We start from the raw sequence: 18,199 nt of genomic DNA on the forward strand, positions 1-18,199 counted from the left end.
GACAAATATACCGACCGCCGACATGCAGCAGGTCCCAATTGTGCCGAACTTCAAAGCATCTCTCTTTGCTTGTTCAAACCTAAATGCGGCCGAGGCTGGCGCTCTCTCAGTGCACCGATGGGACGTAGACTACCTCGACGGGCAGGACGGAGCGTTCCGTGCCACCTTGGACGGCGACCAGGTTGCGCTGGCCCAATTTGTCCGTTGGGATGGCCCTGAACTCGCTGCAGAAGGTGCCGTCGGCGCCCACTGTCGCGCTGCCCAGGTTCAATCCGCCATTGCTGCTGTCGAGATAGATCCTGACCTTGCCAGGGCTAAAGCCGGAGCCAAATAGTGGAAAGGTGTAGTCCGCTGCGATCTTGGGCGGGTCCAGCTCGCGCATCGGGCAGCCGACATCGCCAAAAAAGGCAATCGTCACCATCAGCGTGGCGGTCTCGCCGCCCGCCGGCGTGACCCGCAGCTCGATCGTGTCGCCGCGTCCGCCCGTCGATGCCGTCAGCTTATGCACGCCCGGCGCCGTGTCGGCTGGCAACCGGACTGACGTCAGGAACCCTCCCGCCGCATCAGCGGCCACGGTGCCGAGCATTGCCCCGGAGTCGAGGACGATCGCCACCGGTCCGGGGCCATTATTCGGGCCGAGGGTCGTCGTAGCGAAGGGCGTGCTCCACGGGCTACAGGTGACGTAGTCGCAGTCGCGCAGCCGGAAACTATAGGCCGTCGACGGGGCCAGACCGACAACGTCGTAGCTGTAGGAACAACTGCTCATGTTGCTAGAGGGTTTTAAGATTGCGGGCGCTGCGACCTGACCGGACTTGGTGACCTCCAATTGCGAGCTGCCGCCGACGCAGGCGGAGGTCGTATCTCGACTGAATGAAAGCTTCAGCCGGGTCGGGTCAGCAACTGGTGGAAAGAACTGGCCGCTGACGTTGAAGTTCGCTCCTGCCGCCACAACCGGCGGAGCCGAGATCGAGGGACGCGTCAGGCTCGGCACTGTGCTGCCCGTCACCCATTTCGAGGCCGCATCGGCATTCTCCTGGGCAACAAGGTCGCGGCTGGCGGTCAGCACGCAAACGAGGTCATCGGATCGGGCCGCCCGCCAGACAAATCCGGCGAGACATGTCGCTTCGCCGTAAGGCCCGCCATTGGGGTCGCGCCGTGATTTGGCGAGACCGTTCTCGTCTTGAACCTGTGAGGCCCGCTGCGGGGTCACACACACGACGTCATCCGGATAGGCGTTGCGCCACACATAGCCGCCCACGCACGTATACCGGCCGGACGCTAAATCGACATTATTGGACCGCGGGGCCGCGATGGCCGGATGAATCGCCCGGAAGGTTACCCCCTTGGGCGGCTTGATGTCGGTCTCGAGCCCAGTGAATTTTGCGATGACCTTGGAGATCACATCGCCGCGGTTGCAGGTGTCCTGGAGCTGCTTGAAGACATCGTTGATCGAGATCGATGTGGTGCGCTCCTTGGCCTCGGTCTCGAGCTCCATCTTGGTCAGGTCCGAAGGATTGAGGAAGTCATAAATGCTGGCCCCCGCGTTTTCGGGTTTGATCTGCACCCCATGCAGCAACACGGTAGGGGCTGCAGCACTAAGCCCACAGATCGTGCCGCCATTGCGGATCAGTGTCGTCACCTCAAGCGCAAAGGTCAGTGAGAAGCGAGCATCGGCGACGTCGTTTCTGACCTTGAAGCTGCCATGATTGTCAAACAGCTGATAGCTAACATAAAGGCCTTCTGGCGCCTGTTGCACGAACACCGATCCCGTCGTTGCAAGGTTGCAGGTGATCTCGAATGCGGTATGACCGAGCTTTTTGACCTTGGCCTCGATTGTCTCCTTGATTCCGCCCGTGCCATCGCAGGACGCCTGCCGCGGTGACGCCCCGGCCGCCTGCTGTTCGGGCGTTCCGTTCCAGCGCGTATCGAACAGCAGGTTGATCGGAGTCGCCGCGAGCGTCGCAAAGCCCTGCACCAGGGTCTGCTGCACAGGTCCCACGACGCCCGTGTCCTTGTCGGGCGCGACCGCCTCGATCGTGAAGCGGCTGCCAGTGATGTCGATTGGACTGGTGAAAGTCGCCGGCTCTTGCGCGGACGCTTCGCTCAGGGCGCCGATGACCCCGCAACTCGCGAGCACGATCAGGGCACGGATCAGACTACGGGACGGTGTCGTCATGATTGCCTCCTTCTGTGCGCCTCAAACGACTTACGCGCACCTGCAATGAACCAGTAAAGCGTGGGGCGTTGTCAAAAAATGGTTCGGAACACAACGCTGCCCCGAGCTCAGTTGAACTTCTCATTGGCAAGGTCTCACCCTGCTGTCATAGTGAAAAGCACAATTCCTGTTTGCATTCTACGATACTGATTTGGGCGGCTGAAACCAGCCACTGACTTGGATGTCGTTGGTTCGCCGTCTGGCTAATTGTGCCCGCGCCCGGAGGAAGGTCGCAGCAACACAACGCAATTGCCTGTCGTCACGTCAGAACAACTTCGATCGATATTTACTTCAATCCGAGGGGGTGACAATGAATCTCAACGTCATCGATCTGTTTTCGAGTACGCAGTTTGGTGCGAGCGAAGCCTGGGCGATCAGCACCGAAGGGGTGGTTGTCGCCAGCGCCCTCAATAGCCCCGGACTGGTCTGGATCCCGGATACGCCGAACGGTCTCACCGGCAATGAGTATGCCCTTCCTGCCGAGATCTCGCCGGGTTTGCGACCGGTCTCGAGCTCACAGCCCCTTGGGATCAATTCGCAACGTATCGTAGTGGGGGTTTGCTCGACCGTCGATTTCAACAACAACCCGGTCGATCGCGCTTTCAGCTACACGCCAGGCGACTCTTTTCTCGTCGATCTGGGCACCTTCGACTATGACCCCGTCACTGGCGTGTCGCTTGGGACAAGCAGCGCCTACGGCATAAATGGCGCGGGTCAGATCGTTGGAACCGCCGACGATGCAAACGGCGTCAAAAAGGCGTTTCTGCGTCAGCCCGGCATCGGACAGGTGTTGACCGACGTGCTGCCCTCCAACGCCCCCAGCGAGGGACTCGCCATCGGCGATCGCTTGATGGGCGGGCGCGCGACTTTTTTCGACCCGCTGGGCAACTCCATGCAGCAGGCGTTCAGCTACGATGTCGTATCGGGGGCGCTGACGCCGCTCGGCACTTTGGTGGTTGATCCATTCACCGGCAGGTCCTTTGGGGCATCCCGTGCCACCGGTGTGTCGAGGATCGGCAACGTCGCTGGGGTCAGTGAGTCGCCCCCGATCATTACGGTCGGAGTGCTGTTCAATTTTCCGACGATCCCGTTGAGCGCGGTGGAAAGCGAAGCCCGCGCGGCCGCAGAGGTGCCAAGCGGGGTGATGGTTGTGGGCCGGTTCTGGCCAACGCCCGGCGGTCCGTCCTCGGGCTTTGTCTATGACACTGTCAGCGGCTTTCAGGATCTCAACGCGATGATCAGTGACCCCGACTGGCATATCGACAACGCCACCGGAGTCAACGAGCAGGGGCAGATCTGCGCCATCGGCTCCAATACCAGTGGCGCGAGCCCGCGTGGGCTGTTGCTAAGCCGGTGAGGTGGACAAACGCTGAGGTCCGGCCCGAGCCGACAACACCGCCGATCAATGGAGCCATTGCTGTGTAAGGTGGATTTGACGAGGACGATTACAACAGCCCGGGCGATCAGAACATGGCACCTTCAGACTAGCGTCGCGCGTGCAAGTTCTCAATCGCGCCAATTTTTGCATCCGCCCATCCCGGTGCACGAAATCCTTGGGACGTGGGTGCCATCGACGTGATCGTACAGGTCTCGACCTCGATCTTGCCGCCGGCAATCGTGGGCGAGGCGATGAAGTAGAGGGACACCTCTTCGGGCAGTGGAGAATACCTCGTCTGCGGAACGGGTGCCCTGCACATCGATCTTTGCGGACACGTCAGGGACGATGAAAATCGATTGGTCAGGGCAACGGAAGTCGGACCGATTTGGCCTCCGCCATCGATGACACACTGCGTGGTGGCCTGCCCGCGGATGCGGGCACTAAGAACCAACTGCCCCATTTCTTTGATCGCCTCCTTTGCGTTTCATTCCCCAGCCCTATGGCGGCGAGGCCAACGCGAGTGGCCGCTCTGGTTTGTGGCCACCCTGTCTATTGTGACGAAGTCGTCGGACCGCGACGACCAATAGGATCGACCACGGCCAGGTCGTAGATTGCGCCCGGCGGGACCGGTGCAGCATCGGTCCAGGTAAGTTCTGCAGCTACTATGTCGATCGCATCCAGGCGGGCCATGACAAGGCCAGGGTCCCTCCGATAAACCTCCAACTTGTAGGGCACGGGGCCTGCCTGGAAACCGGAAAGCTCTGCAATGGTGATTTTGACCGAGCCGTCTGCCTCGCGGGTGATTGCCGGCTCCGGTGGAGCGTCTGGCGCATCGGGTGGAACGAGCCGCGACTGCGCTGCGAGTGACGGTTCGCTCCAGAGCCCTTCCGAGACATCGCCTATGGCTCCCCAGAGCGGTCCGACACCCCCGTCCGCCGGCAGCGGAGCCTCGCCCGGTGGGACCGCTGGTTCCGGCGGATAGCGCACCTCCGCATACCAGAACAATTCGACAAAAGGCACAAGCTTGTCGGGAGGCACTTCCACCGTCCCAGTCCAACTCCCATCAGCGTCCGGGCCTGCCAATTGACCGGCTGTCCAGACCGGGGCAAAACGGCGGTCAATGTCGCGCTTGGTGCGCCGCAGGCGGAACTCAGGCGACCCACCGGGCGCGGCAGCAAGCAGATCGGGTCGTAGACCACGCGCCCGGATCGTCAAGGTGAGCCCGACAGCCGGTTCGGTGCGCGCATCGAGCAGCGGCGGCGGTGGACGGTCGACCGTTGGCACAGCCACCGGCACGAGGCCGCAGGCGCCGAAGGCAGGCTCGGCGTGGCCCGCGCTGACTGGAACGACGCGGATGAACTGGACGGATCGCAGCCCACCTGGAATGCGCGTCGAGAAATGGACCAGGCCGTCAGGCGCCGTCGAACCAGAGGCTTCACCGAGATAAGTGAACACAACCTTATTTTTGAGCTGCGCGCTCGCGAGGTGAATCGGTTTCGCCTGCGCGGCACGGATCGGCGACTCAGCCAAAGGCGCGCCGAGTGCTCCAGCCAGGCGACGTGCGTCACCGAGATAAATCCGGTAGCGGCTGGCTCCTTCGCGAGGCGGCCACTTCAGAGCGAGCTCAGCCTGACCCGTAGCATCACTTTGACTGCTCCAGATGACCACAGGGGAGGTTGGGATGGCCTTCGGGGCACGCGCGTCGTACGCAGCGCAGGACATCAGCCGCGCGGCAGACAACCCACCTCCCGCATCCACGAAGGTCACTACAATTGGAACATCTCGCTGCTCGCCAACGCCAAAAGGTTTGGGTTCTGCGTCGACGATCACACTGCCACCGGGTACTGCCGCCTTTTCTGGAAGGTCGACCCCGTCAACGTTCAGGCGAAGTCCAGCCACGGGCAGGCCACCAGGTTCGGTGCGCGCGAGGTCCGGGATATCGATCTTGAGGCGAAAAGTGCCGGGAATACGCTGCCCTACGGAACCGTCCTCAGGTTTGGCGCGGTAACTAGCCTCAACCACAGGCTCGGGCGGCTTGGGTCGTGGCGGCAGATTCTGCGAAAATGGGGCCCCGGCGGACCATTGACCGAACTCGTCGGACTGCCAGATCGTCCAACTCGCCCCGTTTGGGTCGGTTGGGACATTGCGATCCTCGACGAGGCGTTGGTTGTTGCTGGCCCAGTTAGGCACGATCGGAAGGGCGCGGGAAACGAAGCCTTCACCCGCCGGAGGTTCCAAGCGGTGAAGCGGCAAGGGACCATCAGGTTTGGTACGGGCGAAGCCGACCATGCCCCGAGCCGGGCTGGTGCCAAGCGAGATCACCTGCCGCCATGTCCCAGACCCCGGATTGGCGGGGTCGGCTTGCGGGTTCCAGCCGCCTGCCCCGGCAGAGGCGAGCCTGAAGGGGTCAGGCGGATCCGGCGGCGCGTCGCCGGCGGCCACAGCCACTGCAAGGAGGGGAAGATGCGTCCAAGGTCCGTGACCTTCTTCCGGCCGGTTCGGCAAGTCCGCTATGATGTCGTCTGCCTCGGGAAAGTAGCCGCCCATTATGCCGTCAAGCCAACCGGCCGGGGCCAACGAGCCCTTGAGCAAGTCGCCAAGGGTGACCGGAACGCCGAAGGGATTGCTGGCTGACCGGATCACGCGCTTGAGCTGCACGGCCCAGCGCGCCCCGATGATCCAGGTATTGGCGGGCTCTGGTGGCTTGGCTTCACCAAAGGGGATTGTGGCTGAAAGACCGAGATAGCGGGCAATCTGAGGATCGATCGCCATAGTCAGCAATGACGGGGTTACCGGGGCGCGGGCCTCTAGCCGCTGATTGGTTGGCGTTGTCGTGGTATCGCCCAGCAGCGCGTGGGTCGGCGCCCTGCCCCGGTCAGCCCACCCTTGTCGCAACCAGGGATCCACGAATTCGGGTGCAATACGCTCAAGGATGCGCCTGGTTTCCTCGCCCGGGTCGGTGTCGTCCGGCAGTTCCCCTTTTGGATTGTCTGGGGGGCTGAGGCGGGTCGGTGCTGCAACCTCCAGCCGCTGGCGGGCCGCATCAAGTGGATCAAGGTTCGGATCGGGGACGAACCAGTCGTTGCGGGGAAGCGGCAAGCCGAATGTGAGGTCCGGCTTGCGTTCGATGAATTCGCGAATGGCGAGCCGCGCCTGGGACATGGCGCTGATGCCGTTGATCGCCCCAGCGCCCTTTGCGCGTAGCCGCATGATGCTGGTATGACCGAAGCGGAACGGGCCGCGGCTGCGACTTGCAACGATCCGCGCGCCACCGCTTGCACCGACATGGCCATCGAGGAGATCAATGCGAAGTCCCCGATCCTGCGCATCAATCTCTATCCAAATGTAGGGTTCGTCTGCCGGGACACCGTACACGGCCGCCTCGGCATAGCCGCCGACACGCTCCAGGTCGAAGGGCATTGTCAAGGCTTTGCCCCACTGGTCACGCCATTGCACGGTCGGCCCTTCGGTCTCGAAAACTTCAAGCCGCCAGGCCGCGAACGAGTGCAGGGGAAAGCCTATCCAGGGATTGAGCTTGACCCGCAGGTGGAAGCCGTCGGCGACCCATGGAACTCCGGAGGCGGCAATTGCGCTGGCGCGAAAGAACGACGCAGGGGCAACATTCGTGGTCATGTCAGATCCTCCGCGAATGCGGGCGATGAGGATATCGGACAGGCAAGGACGCCATCGGCCGCCGCAGTCGTGCTTTCCAACGGAACGTCCTGCATCCTCACCGCCAGGTTGAGGGCGGCGGCGGGGGCAAAGGGGTTGCCGGTCAAAAAGAGCAGCCGGTCACCCGAGGACGATCGAAGCACCGCCTCAAGGACTTGGCCGCCGCAGCTCAGCGCGTTCACCTTGATCCTGCCTTCGAAATTGGCAAGCCCGAGCGTGTGCGGGCGATGGATCGGTTCTGGCGCTTCGAGCAGGACGCCGTGCAGCGCCCACAAGGGTCCAACCTTGGTCCATAGAGCGAGGCTGCGAGCTTCCCGCACTGGCGCCATCCGGCCGAGACCAAGTGCGGCAAGGGCTCGCTCGATCGCGCCGTCAGCCGTGACGTCGCCGGCGGCTACAGCCAGGCGCTTCACCGCGACGTCGCCTGCCAGTGTGCCGGCGCCGAAGCCAAGCTCGGCCAACAAGTCGTTCGGCGTTGCGTAGCGCGAGGTACCGAAGATCCCGCCCCGGATCGTGGTGCCACCCGTCAGCCCGCTGTTTGCGGAATCGAGAAATGGGAAGGCGAGCGAGACTTCATAGTCGGAAAGGGGCTGCAGCTTGGGACGTCCTCCCAGCGTGGCGCCCGGCGAGGGGTATGGGCAGGCCCCGGCAACTATGGATGCTGCGTGGAGGCGCAGATCTGCCTCGGGATGGAACAGGGAAACGGCCGCCTGCCAGATGTTCGACTTGTCGAATTCCTGCACTTCGAACGGATCGGGGCGCCCCTTGGTCGGATCGGTGCGATGCACACGCACAATCGTGTCATGGTCATATACCGCCGCGAGGTCCGGAACGTGATTGACTTCGAGCTGGACACCAACCGGGTCATTCAGGAACCAATGACGGGTCTTGTCCTGCGGCATCCACGATAGAATGTATCGCTCCAGGTAGGCGGGATCGAACCTGTCCTTCTTCTGGTGCACGGCTGGAGCGAAAACGAATTCCTTGTAGTGCTGCACCGCCTCGGCCGCGGGGACATCCTGGAGATATTGCTTACCCTTGCTGGGCGCGGGACCGGACATATCGGCGGTCCGGAACCAGTAGGATGCGCCAAGCGGTATCTCGTCGCCAGCGGTCCCCTCGCGTTGTCCCTTGCCAGTGAAACCGGCATCGATACGATAAATCCTGTCCGGTTTCAGCATCGCTCGGGGCGTAACGGCCGTTGACTTCTTGGAGACGTCGTCTGCAACGGTGTTGGCGGCCGTCGTTGCGGCATTGGCGGCCTTCGCCTCGCTCTCGGTCACCGCGCAGAGGCCGAGCACCTGGGGCGCAAGGGCGGCGTGATACTCGAGCTGGAGTGCGGTGAAAGGACCTCCCGCTTGCTCATAGCCGCGAACCACGCTGTCGCCGATCCCGGGCAGGTCTTCGCCGACCTTGGGAACCAAAATCGCGCCATTCGGTCCGAACAATGTTACCTTCAGCCGATCCGCGAACCCACGCGGCCAGAGCGGAAGGTGAAGCGCGAGCTGGATATCGCGCAGCGGCTCCGAGAAGCCGAGCATGACGTGTACCGGAACCTCGCCGATCCCGCGGCCGATCTCGTCAGGCTGACGATCGAGGGGGAGGTCGACCACGTGGAGCAGATCGAGCGCGCCATCGAAACTACGCCCCATGCCTTCGATTGGCATGCGGAAGACAAATGGAGCGGGTAATCGCATCGGGAAGCCAAGCGGTATCATGGGGGTCGTCAGATCGTCGATCTGTACGCCCCACCACTCGGTCGCGACCGTCACTGAAAATACTGACGCGAATGGCCCAGGCTGGCGTTCCGTCGGTATCTCCCAGCTGTCGCCGGGCGCGTGTCGATGTCCAAGAACGCCAAGCGCCCAGCCGGGCTTTGCGAAGAAGCTGTCGTGGCATCGATTGGGAATAGCCGGAATGGGATCGTTGGGATCGTTGGCGGCACCGTCGAGCAGCTTGCGGGTCCACAAATGAGATTCCCATGTGAGCAGCGCAAGTTCGCGCGCGCCCGGCTCGCCGAGCGCGCCGGCCTTCGACTGCTGCCAGGCCGCTTCGAGCGGCCCCGCCACGGCAGTCTCCGCGCCGGTCTGGGGATTGATTTCGGTCAAGGTCAGGCTCGTGAGGGTATAGGTGTAGCTCAGCCGGTCATTGCCCACGACGCCGGTCCCGACTGCCGCCGCGTTCCAGAACAGCTTGTCCTTGAACGGACCCGGTTGCAGTCCGTCGGCCGGCCCGTTCGTGAACTGCAGGATCGGAATCACGTCCGGCCACACGATGGGGAGTTGCGCCAGCGGTGGCTGCGCCGACGAGCGGATCGCGTCGGCCAACTTGGTATAGCGATGGTCGGCGAGCGCGATCGATTCCAGCGGCCAATCCACCGGATCCGGAACAATGTTGCCCTTTTGCCCTAGCTCGATGGTGACGCAGCCCTCCAAGCTGAAGAAGAACAGGTCGACCTCCCCGCAGACTTCGAACTTGACCCAGGTATCGCCCAGCGAAGGAGCGATGAGGAAGGAAATGTCGGCGCTCGCGCCGATCGATACAGGTCCAAGATGGAGGCTTCCCGACAGGTGGCCAAGGCCGCCGAGCAGAAGCGGCCGCGTGCCAAGCGCGAGGATCACCGAAGCTGAGACGTCGAGATGAATTAGTGGGATGCCATAGACGGCGGTAAAGCCGGCGCCGAACCCAAGCGCGAGTCCCGTCGGTGACAGTCCCGAGACGCCGCCCAGGCTTGGGATGCCGTCGCCCTCCATCATGAAGAAGGCCCAGGCATTGATATCGAGAATGTCGGGCAAGATGTGTGCTTGGATCGGACCAGGCCCCCGGCCCTGCTGCCCATCCGAACCGAGGCGCACGAACCAGTTGCGCTTGCTCTTGGGGAAGCGCGCGCCGAACGGGACGTCGATGGTGAACAGGACCGGCACTTCATAGTGGCCGCGCATCGCAAGGGTGACGGCGCTTGGCTCTACCGCGAGCAAGCCCTTGAATGAGGGACCGACGGCCGCGCCGGAAAAATCCTCGGTCATCATGACCCGCGGCGAAAGCACGCGTCCCTGGAGGCTGGCGCGGAGGGCAAAGTCCGGCACACCGATGACGACGACCCCTTTGGCACTGAACGTGAAGCCGAGGTCGGGCGCAGTGCCGACGACGGCGCCAAGCCCAAAGACGCTGTTGCCAGGCAGGCAGGTGTACAACCCGGTCTTGAGCGGATCCTGGCCCAGGTAGAACTCGATCGGGTCTGCATCCGGCGCGGGTGATGGGAAGCCAGAGTTGACGCCGAATATGCCGCCAAGCCCGTAGAGCCCCAAACCGCTGTTGGCGAGTGGGATCGGACCAGGCAGGTCCACACCTAGCGCGAACAACAGTTCGTTGATGCCCGCGCCGCAATCCACATATGTGACGCTGGCAAAGGCTGCGACATTGAGCGGAACGATCTTGGCGGCGAGCGCGAGATCGAGCTGGCCGGCGCCTAGAGATGCTTTGCCACTCGCCTCGAACAACCCAGGCATGGTCATCGCGGCGTCCAGGCCCCGCAGTTCGGGGTTGAGCGAACCATTGGCGCCGAGCGTGACCCGCACGGTGGCGCCGCTCACCTTCACCGGCCCTAGGTCGAGCGCGAAGCGCAGGTCGACTTCGAACCATTGCGAGCCGCGACCAGAGCGGCTACCCAGAACGTCGAACAGGTCCTTGAGGGTACCCGGCGACTGGATTTGCCAGCCCCCCGGATCCTCGACGTCGACGTCCGCTTCGCCGAACGACAGATGGAAACGCTCGAGGCCTGTCTGGGCGAAGTCGACCAAGAGTCGGACGTTGCGATAGCGCAGTCGCATCGGCACCTCGGGTCTCATACCGATGCTCATGAAGCCCAGGTCGATGGTCTTCACCATTACGTCTACGCTATAGTCGACGCGCAGCGTCAGCTTGGTTCCGGCCGAGCCAAGGCCCGCGTCTATCTCGACTGCATGAACGACGACGTTGCCGTCATCTAGAAAAGCGCTCAGACCAGCAGCCGCCACGAACAGCGCGTGGAGGGTTGCCCCAAAACCATCGTATTTGGTCTGGCCCGCAGAGGGCGCTTTGGCGTCGGCGATGAAGGCTGTCGCAAGTGCCGCGGCAGTGACGACGACCTTGCCAGCTACGGACGAGCCCTTGACTGATAGCAACCCCTGGTCTCCCCCAGCTTCGACGACGAGACCGAGATCAAAATCGGACGTCCCTGGTTTGCGTGCGAAGCGGGCCGTAACACGCAGCGGCCGGCCGCCAAGCAGTTGGATGGCGCCGACGCCGGGTGGACCGGCAGCAGAGTCCAGATTCCAGGTCGTGCGGATTTCCACCATCGCCGGCAAGGCCGAGCCAAGCGAGGTCGCGCCCGGGTCGTCCCACACGATGGTCGCGTCGAAAGCGGGCCTGGGACCGTCCTCGGCAACATGTGCTTCTGTTCGTCCATAGAGGCCGTTCGGCATGCCCAGATCGAGTTCCACCGGGATGGGGCCCGAGCCGACGAGTGGCGTCTCAAGCGGAAGGAATAGCTCGGCATTGCGAATGGCGACGCCTTGCCAGGCAGGTGTCGCAGACGGCGCGGGTCCGCCGATGCCGCCAGTGACAGGCGCCGGAGCATTCTGCTCGGAGGAGTCGACAATCAGCCCGCCGGCCAGATTGAGACCAAAGCCCTGAGCGCCGAGGAAGAAGGCGGTCGGCGCCGTTGCGACGGTGAGGACACCGGACTCTGCGGCGTCCAGCGCGACGATCCCCTGTCGTGCCGGTTGGCCGATGCTCCCCTCAATCCTGATCGCCAACGGGTCGGCGCCATTGAGTGTCAGCTTCAGCCTGCCGCCTGCCGCCGGGTCGGCCTCCAGTGTGCGGCCGCCCGCCTGCGGTTGGACCTTGGCCGGAGCGCATGCGGCAGGAAGCTTGAGAAGACCATCGGCTGGTTTCAGGTCCAACTGAAATCCGGTTGGATTTGCCGCTGGACCCAGGATACGCAGGTCAAAGGAGATCTCAGGGCCAAGAGGATCGATGTCGAGCCTGGCGAAACCCCCGGCCGAGTCATTGGCGGAGGCTTTGACGTTGCCCGAGATGGGTGCTGCCTGCGGTCCGGCAGGCAGCCCGAGATCCGTCGACAGGTGGTTTAGGATTTGGCCTATTTCGGGCGGGAGCACGATCCGCTCGAAAGTGCCCGGAATCAGCGCCTTGAGGAAGTCAAACATCGCAACGGCCATGGCATCCCGCCTCTCTGACCAATTCGAATTGCAAGCTGCGGCTCAGCCGATCGATCTGAGGAAATTCACCGGCGCGAACACGTCGGTGCACTTTTTTGCGAAATCAACAAAATCAATGAGCAGCGTGGATCGCCCGCTTGGATGCGGCGGCGCGTCGCCGGCCCGTCAGGGACTTTGCCGCCGAACTACTGTGTCCGCTGTTTGAGGGTGTCGAGTTCCTGGCGCAGTCGGCCCACCTCTCGTTTGACGGCTTCGGCCTCCTCTTGCCGCCCGCTGTCTTCAAGGCACTTGCTAAGGAAGCCAAGCGCCACGAGCAACCCTGCCCAGGAAAGCCACATTCTCAACGCCAACGCCGGTTCAAGCGGCGGGGCAACGGCCCCAAAGGCGACGCCGGGCGTCGAAGCAACAGCGTTTGCCAGAGCTACGACAACGCTGACTTTCTGAATTTCACAAGCCATTTTGCCTCTCCCGCACTCGAAGGTTCTGTAGGTCTATCGCTTGTCACCCGTTGCGAGGCTCGACCCCGAGTTCAGCGAGGTAGGCGTCCGCAGTCTCATCCGAGGCGTGGCTCGCAGCCAGAGTCATTCCGGGAAGGTCGGAGATGTCGATCGAGTGCTCCTCACTCGGCTCCGGGCCTTCGAGGACGGCCCATGTGGCTTCATCGACAATGCCGTTGGCGACCAGGCTAACCGCCTCTTGGAACAACAGGACCGCATCCGCGGTCGATTGCCCGAAAGACCCATCCGCCGCGTCGGAAAAACAGCCCACAGCGATCAAGTCTTCCTGCAGCCTAGCGACTTCATCGCCGGCGTCTCCGAGCTGAACTACCGGTTGATTAAAAGGCATGCCGAACCCCTCCGCATTTCGCACTTAGTGATGACATAGACAGGCAACAAAAAGCAAACCGGATAACAAGTCTGGTGATGGTGGGATGTGCGTCTATTATTTAAGATTTTAATTTTTCCACCGCCTCGACACTAGAACCTGAGACTTGCTTAAATTAGAAATTTGGTATCATATATTATACGAAGTGCCTACACATTTCTTTTTGGTTCTTGATCTCTTCTCCCAAAAAATTGGAGCTAGAGCATGGTTTCCGTCGCTTTCGTGAACCCGGACAATCCGATTACCCCTGACAAGGCTATCATCCACGACAACGAGGCGTTTCGCGTGCAGTGGTCGGCGTTCAACGTCGGCGCCAGTGATCTGAGCGCGTTCCTCGATCGCCTGGTCGTCACCAGCATTCCGGAGGGCTGTCCGGGCTCGGACGATGTCGACCACGACGTCGTCTTCGACAGCGATGTGGATGGCGATACTGCGGACTATACCGAAGAGGATTTATCAGCAGGCAAGGCCGGCGCACTGATGCAGCCATCCGTCGGACCCTTCCCAGTCGGCAGCTATCGGCTGACTGTGACTCTGGCGTCGGATATCTCGGAAGGCGACACGACCTTCAGGTGCATTGAAATTGTACCTGCAGTCTAACGTCTGCGGAAAGCAGGAAAGGGCGAATGTGGCGCGCGGTCTGTCATAAAGGCAGCGACAAAAACATTGCGCGGCCGAATGGTGTTGAGGCCTCGACGGAGAAGGAAAAAGCGATCCTATTTCACCTCTTGTAAATTTGAGCGCAGCCAGTGAAGCGACTTGGCGACGAGGTCATGCGCAAGGGGACACTGCGACGCTGTTGCTGCCGACGACAGCTTACGATGGTTGGAAAACTACGCACGAATGGCCGACATGAGGCGCAACCACGACCTCCGGCCTCATCGCCAGCAAGGTCCGCTTTCAGGAAGCTGCGAAGCCGACCTCTACGGCCGAGATGCGGCGCAAAGCTGCCGCTCGTTCGATCTGGATCAGACTGGACTAGACTGGTAGTCTGAAGTGGGCTGGATGGCCGGTTTAGAAAGCGTACCGAGACGTTCGGCTATGGAAGTCACGTAGCCCGCAACAACCGGAGGCTGCACGAATCCCGTCGCCGTTTAAGAATTGTCTCAGTTCTGTCGAGCTGTCGAGCATAGCTAAGTGCTTTCATCCCCTGCGGACTTCGAAGAAATCCGATCCCCCGACGAAGGCGGCAGGCTACGCTTCTCGCATGGAAGCCCAAAATCTATGCTATCTTTCTCGAAAAGCGCGCCCGAACGAATCTCTCAACGGTTTGGTGAGATAAGCCAAAAAAGTTCGTTCACCCGTCGAGATGAAGGTTTCCACCGGCATCCCTGGGTAGACCTGTTCGGGCTTGACCTGCGGCGGCAACTTCCCCGCAATTTTGAGCCGGACGACATAGTAGGGCTGCCCCCCCGTGCTCGTAGGAACCAGTCGGTCTGCGGAAACATAGAACACCTTCCCGGGTACTTTCGGCGTCGTACGGGCGTTGAGCGCCGTGAACATCATGTTGGCCTCTTGCCCCACCCGGATCGAATCGATGTCTTCAGGCTTAATCTTCGCTTCGATAATTAGATCATCGGTGGTTGGCAGAAGCTCAATCGCGGCCTCGCCAGGACGGATGACACTGCCTTCGGAACTGAACAGCGACCGAACAATGATGCCGTCAACCGGTGCCCGAATCGTGGTTCTATTCAAAATAGAACGAGCGGCGTTCATTTGCTCCTCAAGGTCGGCTACTTGCGCTCGCGCTTTGTTCAACTCTGTGACAGCATCCTCAACCCGGCTGGTTGTAAGGCGTTCAATTTGCTGACGTGCTTCAACCGTCTGAGTTGTGGAGCTTGCGATCTGCGCCTCTAGAGAACCCGCTTGACCAACCAGTTCGGCGGTACTGCGGAGAAGATCTGTGTATTCAGATCGGTTGGTCAAGCCACGTTCCAGGAGACCCTTTTTTCGGTCCGTTTCTTGGTTCACGATATCCAGCTGATTTTCTGCGGCTTTCTTCTGGGCCTTCAGCCCAATTATTGCATCCTCAAGGGCTGCGACTCGCTGCTTCAGTATCTCCTGTTCCGCAGCATAGCGAGCCAGCCGGGCCCGGAACTCCTTGTTTTGTTCGTCAAAGATCTCTCTGTACACTGAAGCGTCGGAATACGCTGTGATGTCACGGGCAAACTCGATCCGTTCAAGGCCGTCTCGCTCGGCCTCGAGGCGTGCGATCTCAGCTTTTTGGGCGACCCACTGCTTGATGACGCGGTTGAGTTGAGACTGCGCCAGCGTCGGATCGAGCACGATCAAAACCTGACCGCGCATAACCCTGTCGCCCTCTCGAACTCTGATGCTATTAATCACCCCTCCTTCGAGGTGCTGGATCATGACATTCTGACCTGCTGCCGCGGCTATCACTCCCGGCGCTATTGTTGCGCCTGCGATTGGTGCAGTCGCAGCCCAAGATCCGAAACCGAGCAGGAAGACTACTATGCTTCCGTACCCCGCCAACGTGATCCGACCTGTGCGTGTAATAAGCTTCCGTTGCCAGCGATAAGAGGTAGCATCCGTTTGGATTGTATGGCTTGTAGCATTCATCGGGCGCCTACCCTTCAGCGCGAGCAGGCGAAGGGAACGGCACTACTCCTTCGTTGTCGTGCGACGGAGAAACCTTGGATGCGCGCGTTTGGCCTCTTTGCTCGGCGAGCCGGCCGAGCACGTCCGATGTTAGTCCGTAGATCTCGATCTGGCCATTTCGCAGCATAAGTATGCGATCGCAGATAGCGGCGAGCGAGGGCCGATGGGTAATAACGAGCACGGTTGTACTTCTTACACGTGCCTCCGTGATTGCTCGCTCGAGTGCGGCTTCCCCCGAGGAATCAAGATTTGCGTTCGGTTCATCGAGAACCAGTATCTTGGGATCGCCGTAGAAAGCGCGAGCAAGTCCTATCCGCTGGCGCTCACCACCTGACAGCCGGACACCGGTTGGGCCGATCATCGTGGAATATCCGTCTCTCTGACCGAGGATGAGCTCATGCACATGGGCACGCTGGGCGGCTTGGATCAATTTCTCGTCACATGCGTCAGGTTCAAAACGTGAAATATTCTGAGCTATGGTCCCGGGGAAAAGTTCAACATCCTGCGGAAGGTACCCAAATTGACGCCCGAGCTCTTCGGGATTCCAGTTCCGAATATCACCGCCATCGACGCGGATCGCCCCAGAGCGGGGCTCAATTGCACCTACCAGCAGGCGTGCAAGGGTCGATTTTCCAGCCTGACTCGGCCCTACCACCGCGACCACTTGCCCGGCGGGAACCTCGAACGTCAAACGCTTTATCAACGGCGGCGCACCATCGGCGGAACCCGGAAGGTAGTAGATAACTTGTTCTGCTCCCAAGATCCCGTCTGGGCTTGGCAATGCCACTCCTTCCTTCCCAGACTTAGATTGGAAGGCCGAAAGCCGTTTCCATGCACCTTTGGCCTCGATTATCTGGCGCCAGCTTCCGATGATCTGGTCAAGGGGCTGCAGTGCTCGCGCGGACAACATCGATGACGCAAAGATCATTCCGGCAGTCATCTCGCTATGTAGAACCAGATAGGCACCCACGCCCAAAATCGCGATCTGCAGTACCGACCGTGCCGTTCGAGATATTCCGCCATAAAATGCGTTGATTCGAGCAACTTTGTCGGTGGCGCGAAGCGAGTCAGAAAAACGAGTGCCCCAGAACTCTATTGCGTTCGAGACCATCCCCAGCGCGCGAACTGTTTCAAAATTTCGCGCAAACGCCTGCGCCGAATTCATTGAGGTGCCAAGAAACTCCGCCGCTTGCCTACTGGCCCACGAACTTGCCGCCTGATTCAGCACGGCGACAAAGAGCAAAAGAACCGCCCCGGCCATGGTCACAAGGAAGAGCCAAGGATGGACGAAATAGAGCAGGCCTATAAAGATTGGACCGAAGGGCAGGTCGAAAAGAAGGTACACGGTTCTTGAGGCGATGAAGCTTCGCACGGTGGTCAAGTCGCGCAGTGCTTGGACGTCACCAAGACCTGCGCGCGGCCCTCGCATCGCCGCCAGGAAAGAAGATGAGCCCAACGATACATCCAGCCGAGCGGCAAGGCGGCTTGCGTATACCCCGCGAACTATTTCAATAGCTCCGAAGAGCAAGAGCGAAAGAAGGGCAAGCAAAGTTAGATAGGCTAGTGTGTCCAGGTTTGCCGCCGGCAATACGCGATCGTATACTTGCAGCATGTACAGAGGCAGAACTAACATCACTACATTCGTGGCTGCCGAGAAGACGCCCATGTGGATTATGCTGCTTTTCATCTTCGAAGCTTCTCCCTCCCTTGTGCGCGATCACACTAGGAAATTCCAGCATCACGCCGATGACCGCCTATAAAACAAAGTCGTTTTGAGCCAGATTCAGATTCTTTCCTAACAGAACGACCATGACATCCGCGACGGAATCACCGTTCACGTCAGCCTGTACTACTGTATTGGTCCCATCCTCGAACCAAGTTAACGCGTGAGCAACGACGCTAGTGTTCTGACCTCCGAACGAGAAAGCTTGATTTCCCGCTACAGAGGCATTGGCATCGATTGCCGAAACATCGATCTTGTCAGCTCCATGTTGGAAGTCGTTAAGCGTATCCCAGCCTGACGAGTTACTATCTGCGATTGCTTTGAAAATGAAACGATCGTTTCCGATCCCGCCAATGAGGATGTCGGCGCCAGCGCCGCCATTGATGAGGTCGTCGCCGGCCAGGCCGGAGATCACATTGGCCGCCGTGCTGCCGGTCAGCGTGTCACCAAAGCCAGAGCCGGTCAGGTTCTCGAAGGCTGAGAGCGTG

The 18,199-nt window shown here is 60.9% G+C and carries 10 protein-coding genes; 2 read left to right on the top strand and 8 right to left on the bottom strand.

Annotated elements, in window-relative coordinates; genetic code table 11:
• Window positions 1-106: 106 nt before the first annotated feature.
• Entirely contained in the window at window positions 107-2,176 is a 2,070-nt protein-coding gene (locus EN862_RS00065) for a hypothetical protein (RefSeq protein ID WP_127868887.1), read from the bottom strand.
• A gap of 349 nt (window positions 2,177-2,525) precedes the next feature.
• On the opposite strand from EN862_RS00065, the gene EN862_RS00070 reads away from it, so the two are divergent.
• Window positions 2,526-3,572 carry a hypothetical protein gene (locus EN862_RS00070; protein WP_189401047.1) on the top strand — a complete coding sequence of 349 codons (1,047 nt, stop codon included), beginning with the start codon at window positions 2,526-2,528 and terminating at the stop codon, window positions 3,570-3,572.
• A gap of 570 nt (window positions 3,573-4,142) precedes the next feature.
• Here the strand turns inward: EN862_RS00070 and EN862_RS00075 are convergent.
• From EN862_RS00075 to EN862_RS00090, 4 genes are all read right to left on the bottom strand, one after another.
• Entirely contained in the window at window positions 4,143-7,226 is a 3,084-nt protein-coding gene (locus EN862_RS00075) for a hypothetical protein (RefSeq protein ID WP_127868885.1), read from the bottom strand.
• Window positions 7,223-12,484, bottom strand: coding sequence for a hypothetical protein (locus EN862_RS00080; protein WP_127868884.1), 5,262 nt, complete (start codon window positions 12,482-12,484; stop codon window positions 7,223-7,225). Before EN862_RS00080 ends, EN862_RS00075 begins: the two co-directional genes overlap by 4 nt.
• A gap of 185 nt (window positions 12,485-12,669) precedes the next feature.
• Complete coding sequence (locus EN862_RS00085) at window positions 12,670-12,942, bottom strand: hypothetical protein (protein WP_127868883.1); 273 nt, start codon at window positions 12,940-12,942, stop codon at window positions 12,670-12,672.
• A 43-nt stretch (window positions 12,943-12,985) separates the two neighbouring features.
• Complete coding sequence (locus EN862_RS00090; protein WP_127868882.1) at window positions 12,986-13,330, bottom strand: peptidoglycan-binding domain-containing protein; 345 nt, start codon at window positions 13,328-13,330, stop codon at window positions 12,986-12,988.
• A 243-nt stretch (window positions 13,331-13,573) separates the two neighbouring features.
• Between EN862_RS00090 and EN862_RS00095 the strand changes: the two genes are divergently transcribed.
• The gene (locus tag EN862_RS00095; RefSeq protein ID WP_127868881.1) at window positions 13,574-13,969 is read left to right on the top strand and encodes a hypothetical protein; all 396 of its coding nucleotides are present in this window, start codon (window positions 13,574-13,576) and stop codon (window positions 13,967-13,969) included.
• A 627-nt stretch (window positions 13,970-14,596) separates the two neighbouring features.
• On the opposite strand, the gene EN862_RS00100 is transcribed toward EN862_RS00095, so the two are convergent.
• From EN862_RS00100 to EN862_RS00110, 3 genes are all read right to left on the bottom strand, one after another.
• Complete coding sequence (locus EN862_RS00100) at window positions 14,597-15,949, bottom strand: HlyD family type I secretion periplasmic adaptor subunit (RefSeq protein WP_127868880.1); 1,353 nt, start codon at window positions 15,947-15,949, stop codon at window positions 14,597-14,599.
• 7 nt (window positions 15,950-15,956) lie between these two features.
• Entirely contained in the window at window positions 15,957-17,675 is a 1,719-nt protein-coding gene (locus EN862_RS00105) for a type I secretion system permease/ATPase (protein ID WP_127868879.1), read from the bottom strand.
• Between the two features lie 67 nt (window positions 17,676-17,742).
• Window positions 17,743-18,199, bottom strand: a 457-nt coding sequence (locus EN862_RS00110) for a M10 family metallopeptidase C-terminal domain-containing protein (RefSeq protein WP_189401041.1), incomplete at its 5' end; no start/stop codon positions are given.

The sequence above is a fragment of the Mesorhizobium sp. M2E.F.Ca.ET.219.01.1.1 genome, assembly GCF_004016445.2.
In the GTDB taxonomy this organism is placed as follows: domain Bacteria; phylum Pseudomonadota; class Alphaproteobacteria; order Rhizobiales; family Rhizobiaceae; genus Mesorhizobium.